The sequence below is a fragment of the Serratia sp. K1WW1 genome (genome assembly GCF_055790865.1).
Genome location: NZ_CM147697.1, coordinates 5,482,997 through 5,503,229, shown reverse-complemented (window position 1 = coordinate 5,503,229; position 20,233 = coordinate 5,482,997). Strand labels below are relative to the sequence as shown.

Below are 20,233 nucleotides of genomic sequence, written 5' to 3'. Positions count from 1 at the left end.
TTGCCGCGAGGGAATGATTGATGCAGCCGGAAGAAATTGCTTTACGCATGCATGCTGTGACCAAGATCGACGCATCGCAGGCCAGCCAGATTATCGATCGCCTGATTGCCGAAGGCGGCGATCCTTATCGATTGCTTAAGCCCCTGGGGCTGAATGACCAGCAGCAAAGGCAGTTTCGGCGGGGGCATGGGCAATATCTCAAGGCAACGCTCAACTGGCTGGAGCAGCCGGGCAATCAGATGGTGCGATACGGTGAGCCAGCGTTTCCCGAACTCTTGGCGCATATCGATGACGCGCCGTTATTACTGATGGCGCAGGGCGATATAGAGGTTTTGCAACAGCCGCAAATCGCTATGGTGGGTAGCCGTCAGTTCAGCCACTATGGCGAGCAGTGGGGCAGTTACTTTGCCAGCGGGTTGGTGCATTGCGGTTTCGCCATTACCAGCGGCTTGGCGATTGGCATTGACGGGATCTGTCACCGTGCCACCTTGGAGGCTGAAGGGGTAACCATTGCGGTATTGGGTAGCGGTCTGGCAAATATCTACCCACGCCGCCATCGCCGGCTGGCGGAGCAAATCATTGAGCAGGGTGGCGCGGTGATTTCTGAGCATCTGGCGACCGATTTGCCGCTGGCGGCTCATTTCCCGCGTCGTAATCGTATTATCAGTGGGTTAAGTGCGGGTGTGGTGGTCATAGAGGCTTCACTGCGTAGCGGGTCATTGATCACCGCGCGCTATGCATTAGAACAGGGGCGCGAAGTATTTGCCCTGCCGGGAGCATTGGGTAACCCGATGAGCGAGGGAACTCATTGGCTGATCCAGCAGGGGGCCAGCCTGGTCACCGGCCCAAAAGATATCGCAGAACAGCTGGGAAGTGGGCTGCAATGGCTGCCCGTGAGCGAAAATACAACTATTTCTGCATCAGAGGCCGAAGTTGAATTGCCATTTGCCGATGTGTTGGCTAACGTAGGAGATGAGGTGACACCTGTTGACGTCGTCGCTGAACGTGCCGGCCAACCTGTGCCAGAGGTAGTAATCAAATTACTCGATCTGGAGTTAGCAGGGTGGATCGCAGCTGTACCCGGCGGCTATGTCCGAATAAGGAGGGCATGCCATGTTCGACGTACTCATGTATTTGTTTGAGACCTATATCCACAATGAGCCAGAAATGCACGTTGATCAGGATACCTTGACCGACGATCTTACCGAAGCAGGATTTGATCGTGATGATATCTTCAACGCGTTGAATTGGCTGGAAAAGCTTGCAGACCTCCAGGAAGGCGAGAATGCCCCTTATTTTATGGATGCCGATCCGCTGGCTATGCGGATCTACACCGAAGAAGAGAGCGTGCGTTTAGATGCCGGTTGCCGTGGTTTTCTCCTGTTCCTAGAACAGATCCAGGTATTGAACCTCGAAACCCGTGAAATGGTTATCGATCGTGTTATGGCTTTGGATAATACGGAATTTGATCTCGAAGATCTGAAATGGGTAGTGCTGATGGTGCTGTTCAATATCCCCGGATATGAGAGCGCCTATCAGCAGATGGAAGAACTGTTATTTGAAGTAAACGAAGGTTACCTGCACTGAGTAGGTAACAGGCATAGAAGACGTTATGACAAAACCAGCGATTTTTGCCGCGAGGCAAAATGAACCCTGTCCGGAATGCGGGGCCGAGTTGGTGATCCGCAGTGGTCGCCACGGCCCCTTCCTCGGCTGTTCTCAATATCCGCAGTGCGAGTATATCCGGCCTTTAAAAGCGCAGGCGGATGGCCATATCGTCAAAGTGCTGGAGGGCCAGCAATGCCCGAAATGCCAGGCAACGCTGGTGTTGCGCCAGGGACGTTATGGCATGTTTATCGGTTGCAGCCATTATCCGGACTGCGATCATACTGAAGTGATCGACAAACCGGATGAAACCAGCATCGCCTGCCCTCAGTGTGGCCAAGGACAACTGCTGCAGCGCAAATCTCGCTATGGCAAGGTATTCCATTCCTGCGATCGCTATCCGGAATGTCAGTTTGTGCTCAATTTTAAACCCGTCGCCGGTGAGTGTGCTTACTGCCACTATCCATTACTGATGGAGAAGCGCACGGCAAAAGGCCCAACGCTTTGCTGTGCCAGTAAACTGTGCGGAAAACCCGTCGCTATCTCAGAATAATCAAGCTATGAACCCAGAACAAACTTCCGCATTCGCGCCTATTATTGCCGCGCTGGAAAACCAGCAGGTAATCGCTTATCCAACAGAAGCAGTATTCGGTCTGGGGTGTGACCCAGATAGCGAACAGGCCGTCAAACAGCTGTTGGCCTTGAAACAACGGCCGTGGGAAAAAGGCCTGATCCTGATCGCTGCCGATTATGCCCAGCTAGCGCCTTATATTGATGATGGCGCATTGAACGAGCAGCAGCGTGCCACGATCTTTGCCAGTTGGCCTGGCCCGGTAACCTGGGTGATCCCGGCAAAACCGCAAACGCCAGCCCTGCTGACAGGCCGCTTTAGTTCGTTGGCCGTGCGCGTTAGCGATCATCCTTTGGTGCAACAGCTGTGCCGCCAGTTCGGTAAGCCGCTGGTGTCAACCAGTGCCAACTTAAGCGGTGAGGAGCCGTGCCGCACCGTAGCCGAAGTGATACAGCAGTTTGGTGACGCTTTCCCGGTGCTGGCAGGTAACGTGGGTGGCCGGTTAAACCCTTCTGAAATCAGAGATGCTTTGACCGGTGAGCAGATCCGTCAGGGCTAGAGGCTAGATCTATGGAGAAGTTCGCGGTATTCGGTAACCCGATTGCTCACAGCAAGTCCCCACGCATCCACGCGCTGTTTGCGCAGCAAACCGGGATCGAACACCCCTACGGCACGGTACTGGCTCCGTTGGACGGATTTGTACCTACCTTGCAACGGTTTATTGCTGCTGGTGGCCAAGGGGCCAACGTCACCGTCCCTTTTAAAGAATGTGCCTATGAGGCAGCAAGCGAACTTAGCGAAAGGGCGGCAATGGCCGGTGCGGTGAATACGCTAAAGGTATTGCCCGATGGAAAGCTGCTGGGGGATAACACCGACGGTATCGGTTTGCTGTCTGATCTTGAACGCCAACGGTTGATTCGGCCAAGTGACCGCGTGTTGCTGGTTGGAGCCGGTGGTGCTGCGCGCGGCGTGATCCTGCCGCTGCTCTCTTTTGGCTGTGAAGTGGTGTTGACTAACCGCACCTTCAGCCGTGCCGAGGAGTTGGCTGCGGCGTTCCGGCATCTGGGGGAGATCGCTGCCTTGCCGCTGGATCGGCTGGATCAACAGCATTTTGATTTAGTGATCAACGCGACTGCTTCAGGATTCAAGGGGGAGATCCCGGCACTGCCTGACAGCATTATCCACAGCACGACCCGGTGCTATGACATGTTCTACCAACAGGGTGGCACCCCATTCCTGGCTTGGGCGCAGCAGTTGGGGGCGCAACATTATGCGGACGGTTTAGGCATGCTGGTGGGGCAGGCTGCTCATGCTTTCTTTTTATGGCATGGCGTGATGCCGGAGATCGAACCGGTATTGCAGCAATTACGTCAGGAAATGGCGGTGTGATGGGTGCCCCGCTCTGGCAAGCAGGGCGGGGCAGTCAGATATCTTCACTGAGGTATTCGTCTTTCCAACGTACATAGTTATTGGCCGAATAGCGTAGCCCTTCCAGTTCTGCCGGAGTCAAGGCTCTAACCTGGCGTGCAGGGCTGCCTACATATAAGTAGCCACTTTCCAGATGCTTGCCGGGTGCGACCAGGCTACCTGCACCAATCATCACATCATCTTCTATTACGGCACCGTCGAGCAGAATTGAGCCCATCCCCACCAAAACGCGATTACCGATGGTACAACCATGCAGCATGGCTTTATGCCCAACGGTGACATCCTCGCCGATCAGTAAAGGGTAACCCGCCGGATTATAATCGGATTGATGGGTGACATGCAGAATGCTGCCATCTTGGATATTACTGCGTGCGCCGATCTTTACCGCGTTGACATCACCGCGGATGGCAACCAAGGGCCAAACGCTGACGTCATCAGCCAGATCAACGTTGCCGATCACTACGCTGGAAGGATCGATCATGACGCGTTGGCCAATTTGAGGGGAGTAATGCAGATAAGGACGCACTGAATTGGACATGGGATTGCCTCGTATAAGGATCTTATTACCGGCAATACTAGACTTTGACGGTGGAATTACAACCAGTTAACACGGTGGATCGTCGGTAAAACGGCCTTGATCGGGCAAGATCCGTGCGAAAGGGCGGAAAAGTGCGCAGTCGGTAAGAAAAGATCTAAAAAGGGCTTGTGGAAAAAAATGGGATCCCTATAATGCGCCTCCATCGACACGGAACATGTGAACAACTTCACAGAGTATCCGGGGGTCGCAGAGAAAAAACCTGAAATTAAGGTTGACTCTGAAAGAGGAAAGCGTAATATACGCCACCTCGAGTTAGCAAGCGAAAGCGCGTAACTCACTGCTCTTTAACAATTTATCAGACAATCTGTGTGGGCACTCACAAGACGATATCCAGCTACTTCGGTAGCAAAAAAATATCAAGTCTTGAAGAGTGACCAAGCAGTCATTCATGCGAATGAATGATTACGAAAGTTAATTTTCGAGCATCGCTGCACGAGTTGCAGCAAATCAAGCTTTTAATTGAAGAGTTTGATCATGGCTCAGATTGAACGCTGGCGGCAGGCCTAACACATGCAAGTCGAGCGGTAGCACAAGGAGCTTGCTCCTGGGTGACGAGCGGCGGACGGGTGAGTAATGTCTGGGAAACTGCCCGATGGAGGGGGATAACTACTGGAAACGGTAGCTAATACCGCATAACGTCTTCGGACCAAAGTGGGGGACCTTCGGGCCTCACACCATCGGATGTGCCCAGATGGGATTAGCTAGTAGGTGAGGTAATGGCTCACCTAGGCGACGATCCCTAGCTGGTCTGAGAGGATGACCAGCCACACTGGAACTGAGACACGGTCCAGACTCCTACGGGAGGCAGCAGTGGGGAATATTGCACAATGGGCGCAAGCCTGATGCAGCCATGCCGCGTGTGTGAAGAAGGCCTTCGGGTTGTAAAGCACTTTCAGCGAGGAGGAAGGCCAATAGCTTAATACGCTGTTGGATTGACGTTACTCGCAGAAGAAGCACCGGCTAACTCCGTGCCAGCAGCCGCGGTAATACGGAGGGTGCAAGCGTTAATCGGAATTACTGGGCGTAAAGCGCACGCAGGCGGTTTGTTAAGTCAGATGTGAAATCCCCGAGCTTAACTTGGGAACTGCATTTGAAACTGGCAAGCTAGAGTCTTGTAGAGGGGGGTAGAATTCCAGGTGTAGCGGTGAAATGCGTAGAGATCTGGAGGAATACCGGTGGCGAAGGCGGCCCCCTGGACAAAGACTGACGCTCAGGTGCGAAAGCGTGGGGAGCAAACAGGATTAGATACCCTGGTAGTCCACGCTGTAAACGATGTCGACTTGGAGGTTGTGCCCTTGAGGCGTGGCTTCCGGAGCTAACGCGTTAAGTCGACCGCCTGGGGAGTACGGCCGCAAGGTTAAAACTCAAATGAATTGACGGGGGCCCGCACAAGCGGTGGAGCATGTGGTTTAATTCGATGCAACGCGAAGAACCTTACCTACTCTTGACATCCACAGAACTTTCCAGAGATGGATTGGTGCCTTCGGGAACTGTGAGACAGGTGCTGCATGGCTGTCGTCAGCTCGTGTTGTGAAATGTTGGGTTAAGTCCCGCAACGAGCGCAACCCTTATCCTTTGTTGCCAGCGCGTAATGGCGGGAACTCAAAGGAGACTGCCGGTGATAAACCGGAGGAAGGTGGGGATGACGTCAAGTCATCATGGCCCTTACGAGTAGGGCTACACACGTGCTACAATGGCATATACAAAGAGAAGCGAACTCGCGAGAGCAAGCGGACCTCATAAAGTATGTCGTAGTCCGGATCGGAGTCTGCAACTCGACTCCGTGAAGTCGGAATCGCTAGTAATCGTAGATCAGAATGCTACGGTGAATACGTTCCCGGGCCTTGTACACACCGCCCGTCACACCATGGGAGTGGGTTGCAAAAGAAGTAGGTAGCTTAACCTTCGGGAGGGCGCTTACCACTTTGTGATTCATGACTGGGGTGAAGTCGTAACAAGGTAACCGTAGGGGAACCTGCGGTTGGATCACCTCCTTACCTAAAGATATGCAGTTGAGTGCAGTGTCCACACAGATTGTCTGATGAAAAAGTAACGAGCAGAAATACCTTTATAGGCTTGTAGCTCAGGTGGTTAGAGCGCACCCCTGATAAGGGTGAGGTCGGTGGTTCAAGTCCACTCAGGCCTACCAAATTCGCACTTATGCTGCGTTGCACGCGATACGTTTACACCGTAAACGTCCAGTGAGCATGCCTTGCCTGAGCGAGTGGTAAATAAAGGTTTCTGCAAGTGACTGTATGGGGCTATAGCTCAGCTGGGAGAGCGCCTGCCTTGCACGCAGGAGGTCAGCGGTTCGATCCCGCTTAGCTCCACCATATCCATATAGTCCTTGATAATACTTCAGAGTGTACTGGTAACAGTATGCTGCGAAGTATTTTGCTCTTTAACAATCTGGAACAAGCTGAAAATTGAAACATGACAGCTGAAACTTATCCCTCCGTAGATGTATTGGGGTAAGGATTAACCTGTCATAGAGTCTCTCAAATAAACAGCACGACAGTGTCTCTGTTTACAGAAACACCTTCGGGTTGTGAGGTTAAGTGACTAAGCGTACACGGTGGATGCCTAGGCAGTCAGAGGCGATGAAGGGCGTGCTAATCTGCGAAAAGTGTCGGTAAGGTGATATGAACCGTTATAACCGGCAATACCCGAATGGGGAAACCCAGTGTGTTTCGACACACTATCGTATGGTGAATACATAGCCATACGAGGCGAACCGGGGGAACTGAAACATCTAAGTACCCCGAGGAAAAGAAATCAACCGAGATTCCCCTAGTAGCGGCGAGCGAACGGGGAACAGCCCAGAACCTGAATCAGTTCTTGTGTTAGTGGAAGCGTCTGGAAAGTCGCGCAGTAAAGGGTGATAGCCCCGTACACTAAAATGCATTAACTGTGAGTTCGATGAGTAGGGCGGGACACGTGACATCCTGTCTGAATATGGGGGGACCATCCTCCAAGGCTAAATACTCCTGACTGACCGATAGTGAACCAGTACCGTGAGGGAAAGGCGAAAAGAACCCCGGCGAGGGGAGTGAAATAGAACCTGAAACCGTGTACGTACAAGCAGTGGGAGCACCTTCGTGGTGTGACTGCGTACCTTTTGTATAATGGGTCAGCGACTTATATTTTGTAGCAAGGTTAACCGTATAGGGGAGCCGTAGGGAAACCGAGTCTTAACTGGGCGAATAGTTGCAAGGTATAGACCCGAAACCCGGTGATCTAGCCATGGGCAGGTTGAAGGTTGGGTAACACTAACTGGAGGACCGAACCGACTAATGTTGAAAAATTAGCGGATGACTTGTGGCTGGGGGTGAAAGGCCAATCAAACCGGGAGATAGCTGGTTCTCCCCGAAAGCTATTTAGGTAGCGCCTCGTGAATTCATCTTCGGGGGTAGAGCACTGTTTCGGCTAGGGGGCCATCCCGGCTTACCAAACCGATGCAAACTCCGAATACCGAAGAATGTTATCACGGGAGACACACGGCGGGTGCTAACGTCCGTCGTGAAGAGGGAAACAACCCAGACCGCCAGCTAAGGTCCCAAAGTCATGGTTAAGTGGGAAACGATGTGGGAAGGCATAGACAGCCAGGATGTTGGCTTAGAAGCAGCCATCATTTAAAGAAAGCGTAATAGCTCACTGGTCGAGTCGGCCTGCGCGGAAGATGTAACGGGGCTAAACCATGCACCGAAGCTGCGGCAGCGACGCTTAGGCGTTGTTGGGTAGGGGAGCGTTCTGTAAGCCGTTGAAGGTGAACTGTGAGGTTTGCTGGAGGTATCAGAAGTGCGAATGCTGACATAAGTAACGATAAAGCGGGTGAAAAACCCGCTCGCCGGAAGACCAAGGGTTCCTGTCCAACGTTAATCGGGGCAGGGTGAGTCGACCCCTAAGGCGAGGCCGAAAGGCGTAGTCGATGGGAAACAGGTTAATATTCCTGTACTCGGTGTTACTGCGAAGGGGGGACGGAGAAGGCTAGGCTAGCCGGGCGACGGTTGTCCCGGTTTAAGCGTGTAGGGGGAGTGACCTGGTAAATCCGGTTGCTTATCAACCCTGAGGCGTGATGACGATGCACTACGGTGCAGAAGTAGTTGATGCCCTGCTTCCAGGAAAAGCCTCTAAGCATCAGGTAACATCAAATCGTACCCCAAACCGACACAGGTGGTCAGGTAGAGAATACCCAGGCGCTTGAGAGAACTCGGGTGAAGGAACTAGGCAAAATGGTGCCGTAACTTCGGGAGAAGGCACGCTGGCGCGTAGGTGAAGAGACTTGCTCTCGGAGCTGAAGCCAGTCGCAGATACCAGCTGGCTGCAACTGTTTAATAAAAACACAGCACTGTGCAAACACGAAAGTGGACGTATACGGTGTGACGCCTGCCCGGTGCTGGAAGGTTAATTGATGGGGTCAGCCGCAAGGCGAAGCTCTTGATCGAAGCCCCAGTAAACGGCGGCCGTAACTATAACGGTCCTAAGGTAGCGAAATTCCTTGTCGGGTAAGTTCCGACCTGCACGAATGGCGTAATGATGGCCAGGCTGTCTCCACCCGAGACTCAGTGAAATTGAACTCGCTGTGAAGATGCAGTGTACCCGCGGCAAGACGGAAAGACCCCGTGAACCTTTACTATAGCTTGACACTGAACATTGAGCCTTGATGTGTAGGATAGGTGGGAGGCTTTGAAGTGTGGACGCCAGTCTGCATGGAGCCAACCTTGAAATACCACCCTTTAATGTTTGATGTTCTAACTCGGCCCCATAATCTGGGGTGAGGACAGTGTCTGGTGGGTAGTTTGACTGGGGCGGTCTCCTCCCAAAGAGTAACGGAGGAGCACGAAGGTTAGCTAATCACGGTCGGACATCGTGAGGTTAGTGCAAAGGCATAAGCTAGCTTGACTGCGAGAGTGACGGCTCGAGCAGGTACGAAAGTAGGTCTTAGTGATCCGGTGGTTCTGAATGGAAGGGCCATCGCTCAACGGATAAAAGGTACTCCGGGGATAACAGGCTGATACCGCCCAAGAGTTCATATCGACGGCGGTGTTTGGCACCTCGATGTCGGCTCATCACATCCTGGGGCTGAAGTAGGTCCCAAGGGTATGGCTGTTCGCCATTTAAAGTGGTACGCGAGCTGGGTTTAGAACGTCGTGAGACAGTTCGGTCCCTATCTGCCGTGGGCGTTGGAAGATTGAGAGGGGTTGCTCCTAGTACGAGAGGACCGGAGTGAACGCACCACTGGTGTTCGGGTTGTCATGCCAATGGCACTGCCCGGTAGCTAAGTGCGGAAAAGATAAGCGCTGAAAGCATCTAAGCGCGAAACTTGCCTCGAGATGAGTCTTCCCTGGGCCTTTAAGGCCCCTGAAGGAACGTTTAAGACTAAGACGTTGATAGGCTGGGTGTGTAAGTGCAGCGATGCATTGAGCTAACCAGTACTAATGATCCGTGAGGCTTAACCTTACAACACCCAAGGTGTTTTAGAGAGATTGAAGTAGATTTTCAGCGACGTTCCGAGATTGGTTTCAATGGCCCAAAAGGCGGTTGGAATAAAACAGAATTTGCCTGGCGGCAATAGCGCGGTGGTCCCACCTGACCCCATGCCGAACTCAGAAGTGAAACGCCGTAGCGCCGATGGTAGTGTGGGGTCTCCCCATGCGAGAGTAGGACACTGCCAGGCATCAAATAAGCCAAGAGGCCATCCGCAAGGATGGCCTTTTTGCTATGTGTCGGAAACAGAAATGCCCCTCACCCCCACCCTCTCCCAGAGTACCAGCTGAGAACAACTGAACACCCGTGCGGGGGAGAGGGAGCAGTCCGGCGTCGTGGATGAGCCCGTACTGCTTCGGAAAGTGGGGAGAGGTTGGTGAGCCCGTACCGCTTCAGGACGTTGGAAGAAAGCAGAAAGATGAAGTATTACACAGAGAGATCCGCGGGCTCGATCGGTTCCCTCTCCCTGTGGGAGAGGGGTAGGGTGAGGGGTAATACTCGATCTGCAAATTAACCTGCCGGAAGACCCAGCAGGCTAACTCTTTAAAGCAGGGCCGAGTCAACCTCAGCCCAAATCAACGCCTTAGTGTGCACTTCCCTGCGAAATCCCCAGCCCGGTTTGTGAACGTACAAACTGGGCGCGGAATTTCACGCGCTCTTGCTGCCCAACCAACGAATTGTCGGTCACAGAGAAGAACCAGGTGCCGATAAACGCGACCAGCATAGAGAACAGCGCAGGATATTCGTAAGGATAAATCGGTTTGGCATGGCCGAGGATCTGTACCCAGATAGTCGGGCCCAGGATCATCAGGATCACTGCGGTTAACAGACCAAGCCATCCGCCGATCATTGCTCCCCGCGTGGTCAGGCGTGACCAGTACATGGAAAGAATGATGATTGGGAAGTTACAGCTGGCCGCAATGGAGAATGCCAGCCCCACCATAAAGGCAATGTTCTGCTTCTCAAACAGGATCCCCAGCGCAATAGCCACCACCCCGAGCAACACCACGGTGATTTTGGAGACTTTCAGCTCATCACGCTCGGTTGCTTTGCCATTTTTGATGACGCAGGCATAGAGATCGTGAGAAACCGCAGAAGCCCCTGCCAAGGTTAGCCCGGCAACCACCGCCAGGATCGTGGCAAATGCTACCGCAGAGATAAAGCCAAGGAAGAAGTTCCCTCCCACAGCGTTAGCCAAATGCACCGCTGCCATGTTGTTGCCGCCAAGCAATGCGCCACTGGCATCCTTGAAGGCCGGATTGGCACTGACCAGCAGGATCGCACCGAAACCGATAATAAAGGTCAGGATATAGAAATAACCGATAAAACCGGTGGCATAGAACACGCTCTTACGCGCTTCTTTGGCATCGCTAACGGTGAAGAAACGCATCAGGATATGTGGCAAACCGGCGGTACCGAACATCAATGCCAGACCCAGGGAGAGGGCGGATATAGGGTCGGAGACCAGTCCACCCGGGCTCATGATGGCAAGCCCTTTCGGATGCACCTTCACGGCTTCGGCAAACAGGGTATTGAAGTCAAAGTTGACGGATTTCATCACCATCAGCGCCATAAAGCTGGCACCGGCCAACAGCAGCACGGCCTTGATGATTTGCACCCAGGTGGTCGCCAGCATGCCACCGAACAGAACATACAGCACCATCAATATGCCGACCAAGATAACGGCGACGTGGTAATTGAGGCCGAATAGCAGCTGGATCAATTTGCCCGCGCCCACCATCTGGGCGATCAGGTACAGCGCCACCACCACCAGGGAACCACAGGCCGATAGTGAGCGGATCGGTTTCTGCTTCAGGCGGTAAGAGGCCACGTCGGCGAAGGTATATCGGCCAAGGTTGCGCAGCCGCTCGGCAATCAGGAACAAAATGATTGGCCAACCGATCAGGAAGCCGATGGAATAAATCAGCCCATCATAGCCGGAGGTATAAACCAGCGCGGAGATACCGAGGAACGATGCCGCAGACATAAAGTCGCCGGCGATAGCCAGGCCGTTTTGCAATCCGGTGATGCGCCCGCCAGCGGTATAGTAATCCTGACGAGAGCGGGTACGTTTGGAAGCCCAGTAGGTGATGTAAAGGGTGGCACCGACGAACAGCAGGAACATGATAATGGCCTGGATGTTCAGTGGTTGGCGCTGTACTGCACCACCAATGGCATCGGCATGGCTTAGGCCTGGCAGGGCCAACAGTGCGGTAGCTGAAAGTAGGCGCTTCATTGTTGTACCTCACGCAGGATTTCAGCATTCAGGCGATCGAATTCACCGTTGGCACGATAAACATAGATCCCGGTTAACACGAAAGAAATCACGATCAATCCCACGCCAACCGGGATCCCACGGGTAATGGTTAATCCGGGACCGAGTGGAGTCCCCAACCACTGAGGATCGAAGGCGATCAGTAAGATAAAGCCGACGTACAGCGCGAGTGTGATCAGTGACAGGAGCCAGGCGAAACGGCTGCGCTTTTGCACCAGCTCCTGAAAGCGCGGGTTTTCTTCAATCCTTTGATAAATATCTTCATTCATCCGAGTTTCTCCAATAGGTATTGAACAAGTACGCCACGCGATACCCTTCCAGCTGGCAAATCGGCGCTCTGCGGGCCGCCTTGACCCATCCCAGCCAAATGTCTGGGATCGGCTTTACTGCAGTTGAAAGCTTTCAGGTATACAGGCCGTTCAGCTGCGCATGGCAGACGAACGGCCTGAAGCGGCGCGGATTAGGATGGAACTTTCATTGATTGTTTCTCTTCCAACAGCTTTTCGACTACGGCCGGATCCGCCAGCGTTGAGGTATCCCCCAGGTTGCTGGTATCACCGGCGGCAATTTTGCGCAGAATACGCCGCATGATTTTGCCAGACCGCGTTTTTGGCAAAGAGTCGGTCCAATGGAGAATGTCAGGCGTGGCAATCGGCCCGATTTCCTTACGCACCCAGTTACGCACTTCGGCATACAGTTCCGGCGTTGGCTCTTCCCCATGATTCAGGGTGATATAGGCATAAATCGCCTGGCCCTTGATGTTATGCGGAATACCCACCACCGCAGCCTCGGCAATTTTGGGGTGCGATACCAATGCGGATTCAATTTCGGCGGTGCCCAGACGGTGGCCGGAAACGTTGAGCACGTCATCGACACGGCCGGTGATCCAGTAATAGCCATCTTCGTCACGGCGTGCGCCGTCACCGCTGAAGTACATGCCTTTAAAGGTAGAGAAGTAGGTTTGCTCGAAGCGGTCATGGTCACCGTACAGGGTTCGAGCCTGACCCGGCCAAGAATCGGTGATTACCAGATTGCCTTCACAGGCCCCTTCCTGTGGTTCACCCATGTTATCGACCAATGCCGGTTGCACGCCAAAGAATGGGCGAGTGGCAGAGCCAGCCTTCAGCTCTGTAGCACCTGGTAGCGGGGTGATCATGAAGCCACCGGTTTCGGTCTGCCACCAGGTATCAACGATCGGGCATTTTGCGTTACCAATCTTGTTGTAATACCACTCCCAGGCCTCTGGGTTGATCGGCTCACCCACGGAACCCATAATGCGCAGCGAATCGCGTTTGGTGCCTTCGATTGCTTTGTCGCCTTCGGCCATCAGGGCGCGGATTGCCGTTGGTGCGGTATACAGGATATTGACCTGATGCTTATCCACTACCTGCGACAGACGGTTTACCCCTGGGTAGTTCGGCACGCCTTCAAACATCAGCGTAATGGCACCGCAGGCCAGTGGGCCATATAACAGGTAGCTATGGCCGGTAACCCAACCCACGTCGGCGGTGCACCAATAGACGTCGCCATCGTGGTAGTCAAAGACGTATTTGAAGGTCAGTGCGGCGTAAACCAGATAGCCCCCGGTGGTATGCACCACGCCTTTCGGTTTGCCGGTTGAGCCGGAGGTATAGAGGATAAACAGCGGATCTTCCGCGTTCATCTCTTCCGGTGGGCAGTCGGCAGATACGCCTTCGGTCAGCTCATGCCACCAGAGATCGCGCCCTTCTTGCCAGTAGCCCGGCTTGCCGGTACGTTGGAAAACCACCACGTTGTTGACGCTTTTCACCCCTGGGTTCTTCAGCGCATCATCGACGTTCTTTTTCAGCGGTACCGCGCGGCCAGCACGCAGCCCTTCATCAGCGGTGATCACCAGTTTGGAGTTGGAGTCGATAATACGGCCCGCTACGGCTTCTGGGGAAAAGCCCCCAAAGATCACCGAGTGCACGGCGCCAATGCGCGCACAGGCCAGCATGGCGACGGCGGCTTCAGGCACCATTGGCATATAGATGGCCACCACATCGCCTTTTTTCACCCCGAGCTTTTTCAGCACGTTGGCAAACTGGCAGACATCGTGGTGCAGCTGTTTGTAGGTGACCTTGGCCGATTGGGTCGGATCGTCTCCTTCCCAGATGATGGCGGTTTGGTCGCCGCGTTCGGCCAAGTGGCGGTCCAGACAGTTCGCTGACAGGTTAAGGGTACCGTCTTCAAACCAGCGGATGCTGATATGGCCGGGATCGAAAGAGGTGTTCTTCACTGAGGTGTAGGGCTTGATCCAATCGAGGATCTTGCCGTGCTCGCCCCAGAATGCCGCTGGGTCTTGTACAGATTGTTGATAATACTGCTGGTATTGCTCCGGATTGATCAGGGCACGATCTGCAATTGCAGAAGGAATGGCGTGTTTGTGCAGTTGGCTCATGGTTTTTCTCCTTAGAATTGTTAATGATATGTCAACTGATGGTTAAGTATAGTTTGCCATGACGGTTTGTTTCTTTTTTGGGCGGCAGATCACGCAACGAAGATGTTGATTTGTAATAGTTACTGTCGTAATTGTGTTGTGTAACTGTTTGGTTGACGATGAAAAGACGGGAATGGGCGTATTTCTGTTAAAAAAGTTTTTAGATAACTAAAAATATTAAGCGTGAGGCATCGGCTTGATGGTGCCGCAAACAATAAGGTCGAGGTTATATTTTACAGTGGAGCAGATCTTATTAAGGGCTGCTATAAATACTCAACGTCATTGTTAGCCGCAACCAGTCGCAGGCTTATTTTCTTCTGCCTTTATTATGTTGGTTTTTTGAAAATCCAAACAAGAGATTCGGTGAATGATCTTGTGATTATTTATTAGTTTCATGAATCATATTGAGACTTATCTTAGGCAGTTGAAGGTATTCGTTTGAGGGTTTTATTTTCTTTTTAAAAACTTTTTATTAACAATATTGATACATTCCTTTAGACTAAATATGCAAATGCACTGACAAATCACGCACTTTTATTTAGATTAAAAATTGTCCTATCCAATGGACTGTTGTTCTGCTCAAGCTAATATTATGTTTTTTAGAACAAGCAATTATGTTTCGATTCGTTTTTTGTTTGTTGGTTTTTTGCTGGCGAAAATGACAAAAGCGATATGAAACAAGGCTTGCAGAAGCCCGCCTTCAAATGGTACAGATTTATACTGCGTTACACCAAGGGCAGTTGGCGTAGAGGTTCACAAACATAAGCCTGTAATAAATGATTAAGTATTCCTTCCGGAGCCTAGGTGTGTTTTAACACGTTGGCACGGAGTCTTTGAGGACTTTTGGGTATGAAAAATGTAAAAATCAGCCTCGCTTGGCAAATCCTGATCGCGTTGGTATTGGGTATTATTCTAGGTGCAGTGCTGCATAATCAAACGGAATCGCGTGAGTGGATGGTCAGTAATATATTGAGCCCCGCCGGTGATATCTTTATTCGTTTGATCAAGATGATCGTGGTGCCTATTGTTATTTCCACGCTGATCGTCGGTATTGCCGGTATTGGTGATACCAAAAAGCTGGGCCGTATTGGATTGAAAACCATTATCTATTTTGAAGTGATCACCACCATCGCCATCATCGTGGGTGTGACATTGGCTAATGTTTTTCAACCCGGGCACGGCATCGACATGTCGGCGCTGACCGCGGTCGATATCTCACAGTATGAAAAAACGACGGAACAGGTGCAAAGCGGCTCACATAGCCTGGTGGCCACTATCCTTTCGTTAATTCCTTCTAACGTGTTCGCATCGATGGTCAGAGGCGATATGCTGCCGATCATCTTCTTCTCGGTGCTGTTTGGCCTGGGCTTGTCTTCCCTGCCGAAAGAGACCAAAGAGCCGCTGCTGAAGGTGTTCAAAGCGGTAGCCGAGAGCATGTTCAAGGTGACCCACATGATCATGCGTTACGCTCCTATTGGGGTATTTGGTCTGATCTCGGTCACGGTTGCCAACTTCGGTTTCGCTTCGCTCTTGCCGTTGGCCAAACTGGTAGTGCTGGTTTACTTCGCCATCGCCTTTTTTGGTTTGGTGGTTCTGGGGGCCGTTGCACGGCTGTGTAACCTGCGTATCTGGACGCTGATCCGCATCTTGAAAGAGGAACTGATCCTGGCTTACTCAACGGCCAGTTCGGAAACCGTGTTGCCGCGCATTATCGAAAAGATGGAGGCCTACGGTGCACCAAAGTCCATCACCAGCTTCGTGGTGCCTACCGGCTACTCTTTCAATCTGGACGGTTCTACGTTGTACCAGAGTATTGCCGCCATCTTTATTGCACAGCTGTACGGTATTGAGCTGTCGCTGGGGCAAGAGATCATTCTGGTGCTGACGCTGATGGTGACCTCAAAAGGGATTGCCGGTGTGCCGGGTGTCTCCTTTGTGGTGCTGTTGGCGACCTTGGGCAGCGTGGGCATTCCGTTGGAAGGTTTGGCGTTTATCGCCGGCGTTGACCGTATACTCGATATGGCGCGTACGGCTCTGAACGTGGTGGGCAATGCGCTGGCGGTGTTGGTGATTGCTAAATGGGAACATCAGTTCGACCGTAAAAAGTCGCTGGCCTACGAACAGGAGTTCCTGGCCAGTAAAGTGACTCCTGCCAATCAGGCGTAAGTAGTTCCATCTCTTTCTCTCAAAACCCGCCGTCGGCGGGTTTTTTTAATTGAATGATGGCCAAATTGTTCCAATATTGGTGGTCTACTCAGGATGAGATTTGCCTAATCAATCTCTCACTGGCGCTGCATGGCTTTACGCAGCGCTATCATGCCGATCATCAAGATGGCACCTGGCAACCAAACCCACAGTAATTCCGACATGATCACCGCATGCCCAGCAGGAGTCAGGTATTTTTCGAGGCTAAACGGCGCTACGCGGATCACCTGCCAAGGCGCAAAGAAACGCTCGTCACTCCATGGCCACAGCCAGCCGACGCCTTTGCCACCGGTGGTCACCGAATCCAGCAAACTGTGGGATAACAGCGAAATAAACAGGAACAACCAGGTCTTGACGGGGTTAGCCTTGAACCAGCGGTAGAACAGCAGTGCCAAGGTAGGCATCAGGAACGCAAACAGCAGTGAATGCGTGAAACCGCGATGGCCAAACTGATTGCCGTAAGCCACGCCGAATTTAAAAGCCAGCACGTCGGCATCCGGTAGCATAGAAAGTACCACGCCCGCGAGCAGCAAGCGGGGCGGTATGATTTTCTGGCCCAGCCCTAAACCAAGGCATAACGGCACTGCGGCGTGGGTAACGATTGTCGGCATAACTCTCTTCCATGATGAGGGGTAACACTGTGCTTATTATGGCATAGCCATATCGGGCCGATCGCCACTTCGCTGCACCATCGAAATAATGATGCCGAATAGCTCTTCCTTAGCCTGGGCTGCCGTAATCGCGCCACAGCTGGTGGCGTAGGACAGCCCTTCCGCAGAGCCCAGCATACCCCATAGAGCGGCGTCCTGAAGCTGGTTATCGCAGCAGAAGGGGGCAAAGATCTGGCGGCACTTCTCGATGAACACCACGGCGTAATCATTCCTGATTTTCTCAAGCTCTGGCGTACCGGCTAGTGCAGCCATGACGCTAGGCATTTCACGGCCTTGCAGCAGCACGCACTCAATGTAGGAAGTGGCAATCACCGAGGCTAAGGCCTCTAGCTCCGGTTGGGTATTTTGGATAGCTTCATCCATCCGCGCGGTCTGACGATAATCAAACTCCTGATACAGCGCGGCAAACAGGCCCGAACGGTTGGTGAAGTGGTCATACACGACCGGCTTGGTGACGCCCGAGCGTTCTGCCAGATGGCCGAGCGTTAGCGCTTCGGTGCCCTCTTCATGAATGATTTCCCACGCAGTTGCCAGCAACTGCTGATAACGCTCTTCTCTCGATAGCCGAACTCGCGAATGTGGTTTGGAGACCATAGCAATATTTACTCGTTGACAGCGTTATATACTAAAGGTAACTTACCGACGGTAACTTACTGTTGGTATATAGAGTACGTTTTATACCTCGCCCTGACAATAGGAGCCGCCCCAATGCACGCGCTAATCGTTGTGTCCCATCCTCTCGAGACGTCATTAACTCATGGTGTTGCAGCAGCCATTGCCGAAGGGATAACGGCAGCCGATCCCACCCATACTTTTGAAATTGCCGATCTCACTCAGGAGGGGTTCGATCCGGTGTACCGTGCCGCAGATATCGCCGCATTTTTAAAAACGGCCACCGTTCCCACGGATATTCTGGCAGAACAGGCGCGTATCGATAGCGCGGATGCCCTGGTTCTGGTGTTCCCAATCTACTGGTGGAGTATGCCTGCTTACTTAAGGGGTGGGTAGACCGCGTATTTTCCAATGGCTGGGCTTATGAAGAGACGGCAGATGGGGCGGTGGTCAAAAAATTGGGGCATTTACCGGTGCATTTGGTTGCTCTTGGGGCGGCAAGCAAGGGCGTTTATGATCGTCACGGTTTTACCGATGCCTTTAACGCACAGATAACCCACGGTATTTTTGATTATTGTGGCGCTTCGGTTAAGACATCTGAAATGCTACTGCTGCCAGAACTGGGGGAGCCAAAGGCTTACCTCGATGCAGCGCGTAACATTGGCAACGGCATCTTCCGGCCAGCATAAAGGAACTAGCTGGCCCTCAAACCATTGAGGGCCAAACTTGGCAGCGATCATTTAATCCCTAACCGTTTTGCCAGGCGGTGCAGATTCCCACTGTCCAGACTAAGTTTACGCGCCGTGGCCGCCCAATTTCTATCGCAGCTTTCCAGCGCTTTCTGGATCACATCGCGTTGAAATTGTTGGGTCATCGTGGCCAGATCGGCTGCTATTACTGGCTCGTTGGGGCCGTCATTAATCCTTTCCGCCATGAGTTCCACGTTTAAATTAAAGTGCGTAGGCAGCAGCTCCAGCTCGGCGTGGTTTTGCGTTGCGCGAGCCACTATTGCAGCCCGGTAAATGGCGTGCTCCAGTTCGCGAACGTTACCTGGCCATGGATACAGCTCCAGCGTAGATAACGCCGCCGGGGTAAGAGTTAATTGCGCCAGACCCAGCTTGATACGGCAACGCTCGCAGAAGAAACCAGCAAGCAGGGCTATATCTCCAGTGCGCTCTCGCAAGGGGGGCACGGCGATAGGGAATACGCTCAGCCGATGATACAAATCAACCCGGAACACCCCGTCAACCGCCGCTTGTTTAAGGTCGCGGTTGGTCGCGGCCAGAATGCGCACGTTGACGCGTTTCACACGGTCATCGCCAACGCGTTGCAGGTCGCCATATTGGATCACCCGCAGCAACTTGGCTTGCAGAGAAAGAGAGAGTTCTCCAATCTCGTCGAGGAACAAGGTTCCCTCATCGGCCAACTCAAACTTACCGATACGATGTTGGATAGCTCCGGTAAACGCGCCTTTGACGTGGCCGAATAGCTCACTTTCTGCGACGTTTTCCGGCAGTGCGGCGCAGTTGAGATACACCATTGGCTTGGCGGTGCGCGATGATTTTCGATGAATGGCTTGCGCCACCAGTTCCTTCCCCACCCCGGTTTCACCCGTAATCAACACGTTGAGATCGGAGTTGGCCACGATGCTGATTTCTTGTTTCAGTTGGCGGACGAGCGGCGAAAGCCCAATCATCTCATCGCTGTGCTTGGCGCTGTTGATGTGTTGTGCTGCCAACGGTGACAGCGACTGTTTTTCCAACATCTCAACCAGCAGGGCGTTATTGAGTGCACCTGCGGCCAGTGCGCCAATCAGCCGGAGCTCTTCGTCACTGAAGCGATCGAACTGCTGCGGGTCCATGCTATCGAAGGTTAAGGCACCGATTAAATCCTGCCCTGCGAACAAGGGTAATCCGATGCAGGCATGAACTTTCAATTGGCCATGGCCGGGGATCAGGCCGTCGTAGGGATCGGGCAAATCGCTATCTGACGGGAAACGTACCAGGTTGCCGGCACGAGCGATGGCTTCCAGCCGAGGATGGGCGTCAAGGGAGAAACGGCGGCCCAATACATCTGGCGCCAGGCCATCAATGGCCAAGGGGCGGAACTGTTGCCCTTCAAAGCGCAGCAAAGCGGAGGCATCGCAACGTAACAGCGTTCTTAAGCTATTGATTAAAAATTGGAAGCGATCGCGCTGTGTGAGGCCGTTTTGTAAGTCTATTGCGATGGTGGCGAGCGACTGGATCGAGAGAGCCATGATTGTCATTCCGACACTGAATTGTCATAAAGACAATCTTATCCTGATGTCAATTTGACATCAATC

The 20,233-nt window shown here is 52.8% G+C and carries 13 protein-coding genes, 2 tRNA genes, 3 rRNA genes and 1 pseudogene; 12 read left to right on the top strand and 7 right to left on the bottom strand.

The genetic code is table 11. The features are described from left to right. The first annotated feature begins 20 nt into the window (after positions 1-20). From dprA to aroE, 5 genes are read left to right on the top strand one after another with little or no spacing between them, the layout of a single operon-like run. Positions 21-1,142: a DNA-protecting protein DprA gene (dprA, locus tag ACX9GU_RS24950; RefSeq protein ID WP_473193242.1), complete on the top strand. Its 1,122-nt coding sequence runs from the start codon at positions 21-23 to the stop codon at positions 1,140-1,142. Beyond that, the gene (locus tag ACX9GU_RS24945) at positions 1,114-1,587 is read left to right on the top strand and encodes a DUF494 family protein (protein WP_021182206.1); all 474 of its coding nucleotides are present in this window, start codon (positions 1,114-1,116) and stop codon (positions 1,585-1,587) included. Before dprA ends, ACX9GU_RS24945 begins: the two co-directional genes overlap by 29 nt. A 25-nt stretch (positions 1,588-1,612) precedes the next feature. Continuing rightward, positions 1,613-2,158 (top strand): DNA topoisomerase family protein, encoded by a 546-nt coding sequence (locus ACX9GU_RS24940; RefSeq protein ID WP_021182205.1) that lies wholly within the window; start codon positions 1,613-1,615, stop codon positions 2,156-2,158. A 7-nt stretch (positions 2,159-2,165) separates the two neighbouring features. Further along, positions 2,166-2,735 (top strand): L-threonylcarbamoyladenylate synthase type 1 TsaC, encoded by a 570-nt coding sequence (gene tsaC / locus ACX9GU_RS24935; RefSeq protein ID WP_414822584.1) that lies wholly within the window; start codon positions 2,166-2,168, stop codon positions 2,733-2,735. Positions 2,736-2,746: 11 nt separating this feature from the next. Continuing rightward, the gene (gene aroE, locus ACX9GU_RS24930) at positions 2,747-3,565 is read left to right on the top strand and encodes a shikimate dehydrogenase (RefSeq protein ID WP_473193241.1); all 819 of its coding nucleotides are present in this window, start codon (positions 2,747-2,749) and stop codon (positions 3,563-3,565) included. A gap of 34 nt (positions 3,566-3,599) precedes the next feature. On the opposite strand, the gene ACX9GU_RS24925 is transcribed toward aroE, so the two are convergent. Next, a complete protein-coding gene (locus ACX9GU_RS24925) occupies positions 3,600-4,142 on the bottom strand; it encodes a gamma carbonic anhydrase family protein (RefSeq protein WP_368439728.1) in 543 nt (180 codons plus the stop codon). 516 nt (positions 4,143-4,658) lie between these two features. On the opposite strand from ACX9GU_RS24925, the gene ACX9GU_RS24920 reads away from it, so the two are divergent. The 5 genes from ACX9GU_RS24920 to rrf all read left to right on the top strand — a co-directional run bounded on the left by ACX9GU_RS24920 (position 4,659) and on the right by rrf (position 9,879). Continuing rightward, positions 4,659-6,199, top strand: a 16S ribosomal RNA gene (locus tag ACX9GU_RS24920). A 75-nt stretch (positions 6,200-6,274) separates the two neighbouring features. Further along, positions 6,275-6,351, top strand: a tRNA-Ile gene (locus ACX9GU_RS24915). 108 nt (positions 6,352-6,459) lie between these two features. Then, positions 6,460-6,535 (top strand) — tRNA-Ala (locus ACX9GU_RS24910). Between the two features lie 219 nt (positions 6,536-6,754). Continuing rightward, positions 6,755-9,662 (top strand): 23S ribosomal RNA (locus ACX9GU_RS24905). A gap of 101 nt (positions 9,663-9,763) precedes the next feature. Continuing rightward, positions 9,764-9,879 (top strand): 5S ribosomal RNA (gene rrf / locus ACX9GU_RS24900). The 16S, 23S and 5S rRNA genes sit together here with 2 tRNA genes alongside, the layout of an rRNA operon. A 393-nt stretch (positions 9,880-10,272) precedes the next feature. Here rrf and actP read toward each other — a convergent pair. The 3 genes from actP to acs all read right to left on the bottom strand — a co-directional run bounded on the left by actP (position 10,273) and on the right by acs (position 14,383). Next, positions 10,273-11,925, bottom strand: coding sequence for a cation/acetate symporter ActP (gene actP, locus ACX9GU_RS24895; RefSeq protein WP_473193240.1), 1,653 nt, complete (start codon positions 11,923-11,925; stop codon positions 10,273-10,275). Next, the gene (locus tag ACX9GU_RS24890) at positions 11,922-12,233 is read right to left on the bottom strand and encodes a DUF485 domain-containing protein (RefSeq protein ID WP_024484747.1); all 312 of its coding nucleotides are present in this window, start codon (positions 12,231-12,233) and stop codon (positions 11,922-11,924) included. Before ACX9GU_RS24890 ends, actP begins: the two co-directional genes overlap by 4 nt. A 191-nt stretch (positions 12,234-12,424) precedes the next feature. Next, a complete protein-coding gene (gene acs, locus ACX9GU_RS24885; RefSeq protein WP_473193239.1) occupies positions 12,425-14,383 on the bottom strand; it encodes an acetate--CoA ligase in 1,959 nt (652 codons plus the stop codon). Between the two features lie 888 nt (positions 14,384-15,271). Here acs and gltP point away from each other — a divergent pair. After that, a complete protein-coding gene (gltP, locus tag ACX9GU_RS24880; protein ID WP_473193238.1) occupies positions 15,272-16,588 on the top strand; it encodes a glutamate/aspartate:proton symporter GltP in 1,317 nt (438 codons plus the stop codon). 116 nt (positions 16,589-16,704) lie between these two features. On the opposite strand, the gene ACX9GU_RS24875 is transcribed toward gltP, so the two are convergent. Together ACX9GU_RS24875 and ACX9GU_RS24870 are read right to left on the bottom strand one after the other, a co-directional pair. Then, complete coding sequence (locus tag ACX9GU_RS24875; protein ID WP_473193237.1) at positions 16,705-17,238, bottom strand: metal-dependent hydrolase; 534 nt, start codon at positions 17,236-17,238, stop codon at positions 16,705-16,707. Between the two features lie 36 nt (positions 17,239-17,274). Then, on the bottom strand, positions 17,275-17,892 hold the full coding sequence (locus tag ACX9GU_RS24870; RefSeq protein ID WP_473193236.1) for a TetR/AcrR family transcriptional regulator: 618 nt from the start codon (positions 17,890-17,892) through the stop codon (positions 17,275-17,277). Between the two features lie 114 nt (positions 17,893-18,006). Here ACX9GU_RS24870 and ACX9GU_RS24865 point away from each other — a divergent pair. Continuing rightward, a pseudogene (locus tag ACX9GU_RS24865) lies at positions 18,007-18,599 on the top strand (NAD(P)H-dependent oxidoreductase). Positions 18,600-18,646: 47 nt separating this feature from the next. Here ACX9GU_RS24865 and norR read toward each other — a convergent pair. Continuing rightward, positions 18,647-20,167, bottom strand: a complete 1,521-nt coding sequence (gene norR, locus ACX9GU_RS24860) for a nitric oxide reductase transcriptional regulator NorR (RefSeq protein ID WP_473193235.1) — start codon at positions 20,165-20,167, stop codon at positions 18,647-18,649. Positions 20,168-20,233 lie beyond the last annotated feature (66 nt).

What these genes read in the sequence shown, in the direction of transcription:
- dprA (WP_473193242.1), top strand. Translation starts at nt 21, where the DNA reads ATGCAGCCGGAAGAAATTGCTTTACGCATGCATGCTGTGACCAAGATC.
- ACX9GU_RS24945 (WP_021182206.1), top strand. Translation starts at nt 1,114, where the DNA reads ATGTTCGACGTACTCATGTATTTGTTTGAGACCTATATCCACAATGAG.
- ACX9GU_RS24940 (WP_021182205.1), top strand. Translation starts at nt 1,613, where the DNA reads ATGACAAAACCAGCGATTTTTGCCGCGAGGCAAAATGAACCCTGTCCG.
- tsaC (WP_414822584.1), top strand. Translation starts at nt 2,166, where the DNA reads ATGAACCCAGAACAAACTTCCGCATTCGCGCCTATTATTGCCGCGCTG.
- aroE (WP_473193241.1), top strand. Translation starts at nt 2,747, where the DNA reads ATGGAGAAGTTCGCGGTATTCGGTAACCCGATTGCTCACAGCAAGTCC.
- ACX9GU_RS24925 (WP_368439728.1), bottom strand. Translation starts at nt 4,142, where the DNA reads ATGTCCAATTCAGTGCGTCCTTATCTGCATTACTCCCCTCAAATTGGC.
- actP (WP_473193240.1), bottom strand. Translation starts at nt 11,925, where the DNA reads ATGAAGCGCCTACTTTCAGCTACCGCACTGTTGGCCCTGCCAGGCCTA.
- ACX9GU_RS24890 (WP_024484747.1), bottom strand. Translation starts at nt 12,233, where the DNA reads ATGAATGAAGATATTTATCAAAGGATTGAAGAAAACCCGCGCTTTCAG.
- acs (WP_473193239.1), bottom strand. Translation starts at nt 14,383, where the DNA reads ATGAGCCAACTGCACAAACACGCCATTCCTTCTGCAATTGCAGATCGT.
- gltP (WP_473193238.1), top strand. Translation starts at nt 15,272, where the DNA reads ATGAAAAATGTAAAAATCAGCCTCGCTTGGCAAATCCTGATCGCGTTG.
- ACX9GU_RS24875 (WP_473193237.1), bottom strand. Translation starts at nt 17,238, where the DNA reads ATGCCGACAATCGTTACCCACGCCGCAGTGCCGTTATGCCTTGGTTTA.
- ACX9GU_RS24870 (WP_473193236.1), bottom strand. Translation starts at nt 17,892, where the DNA reads ATGGTCTCCAAACCACATTCGCGAGTTCGGCTATCGAGAGAAGAGCGT.
- norR (WP_473193235.1), bottom strand. Translation starts at nt 20,167, where the DNA reads ATGGCTCTCTCGATCCAGTCGCTCGCCACCATCGCAATAGACTTACAA.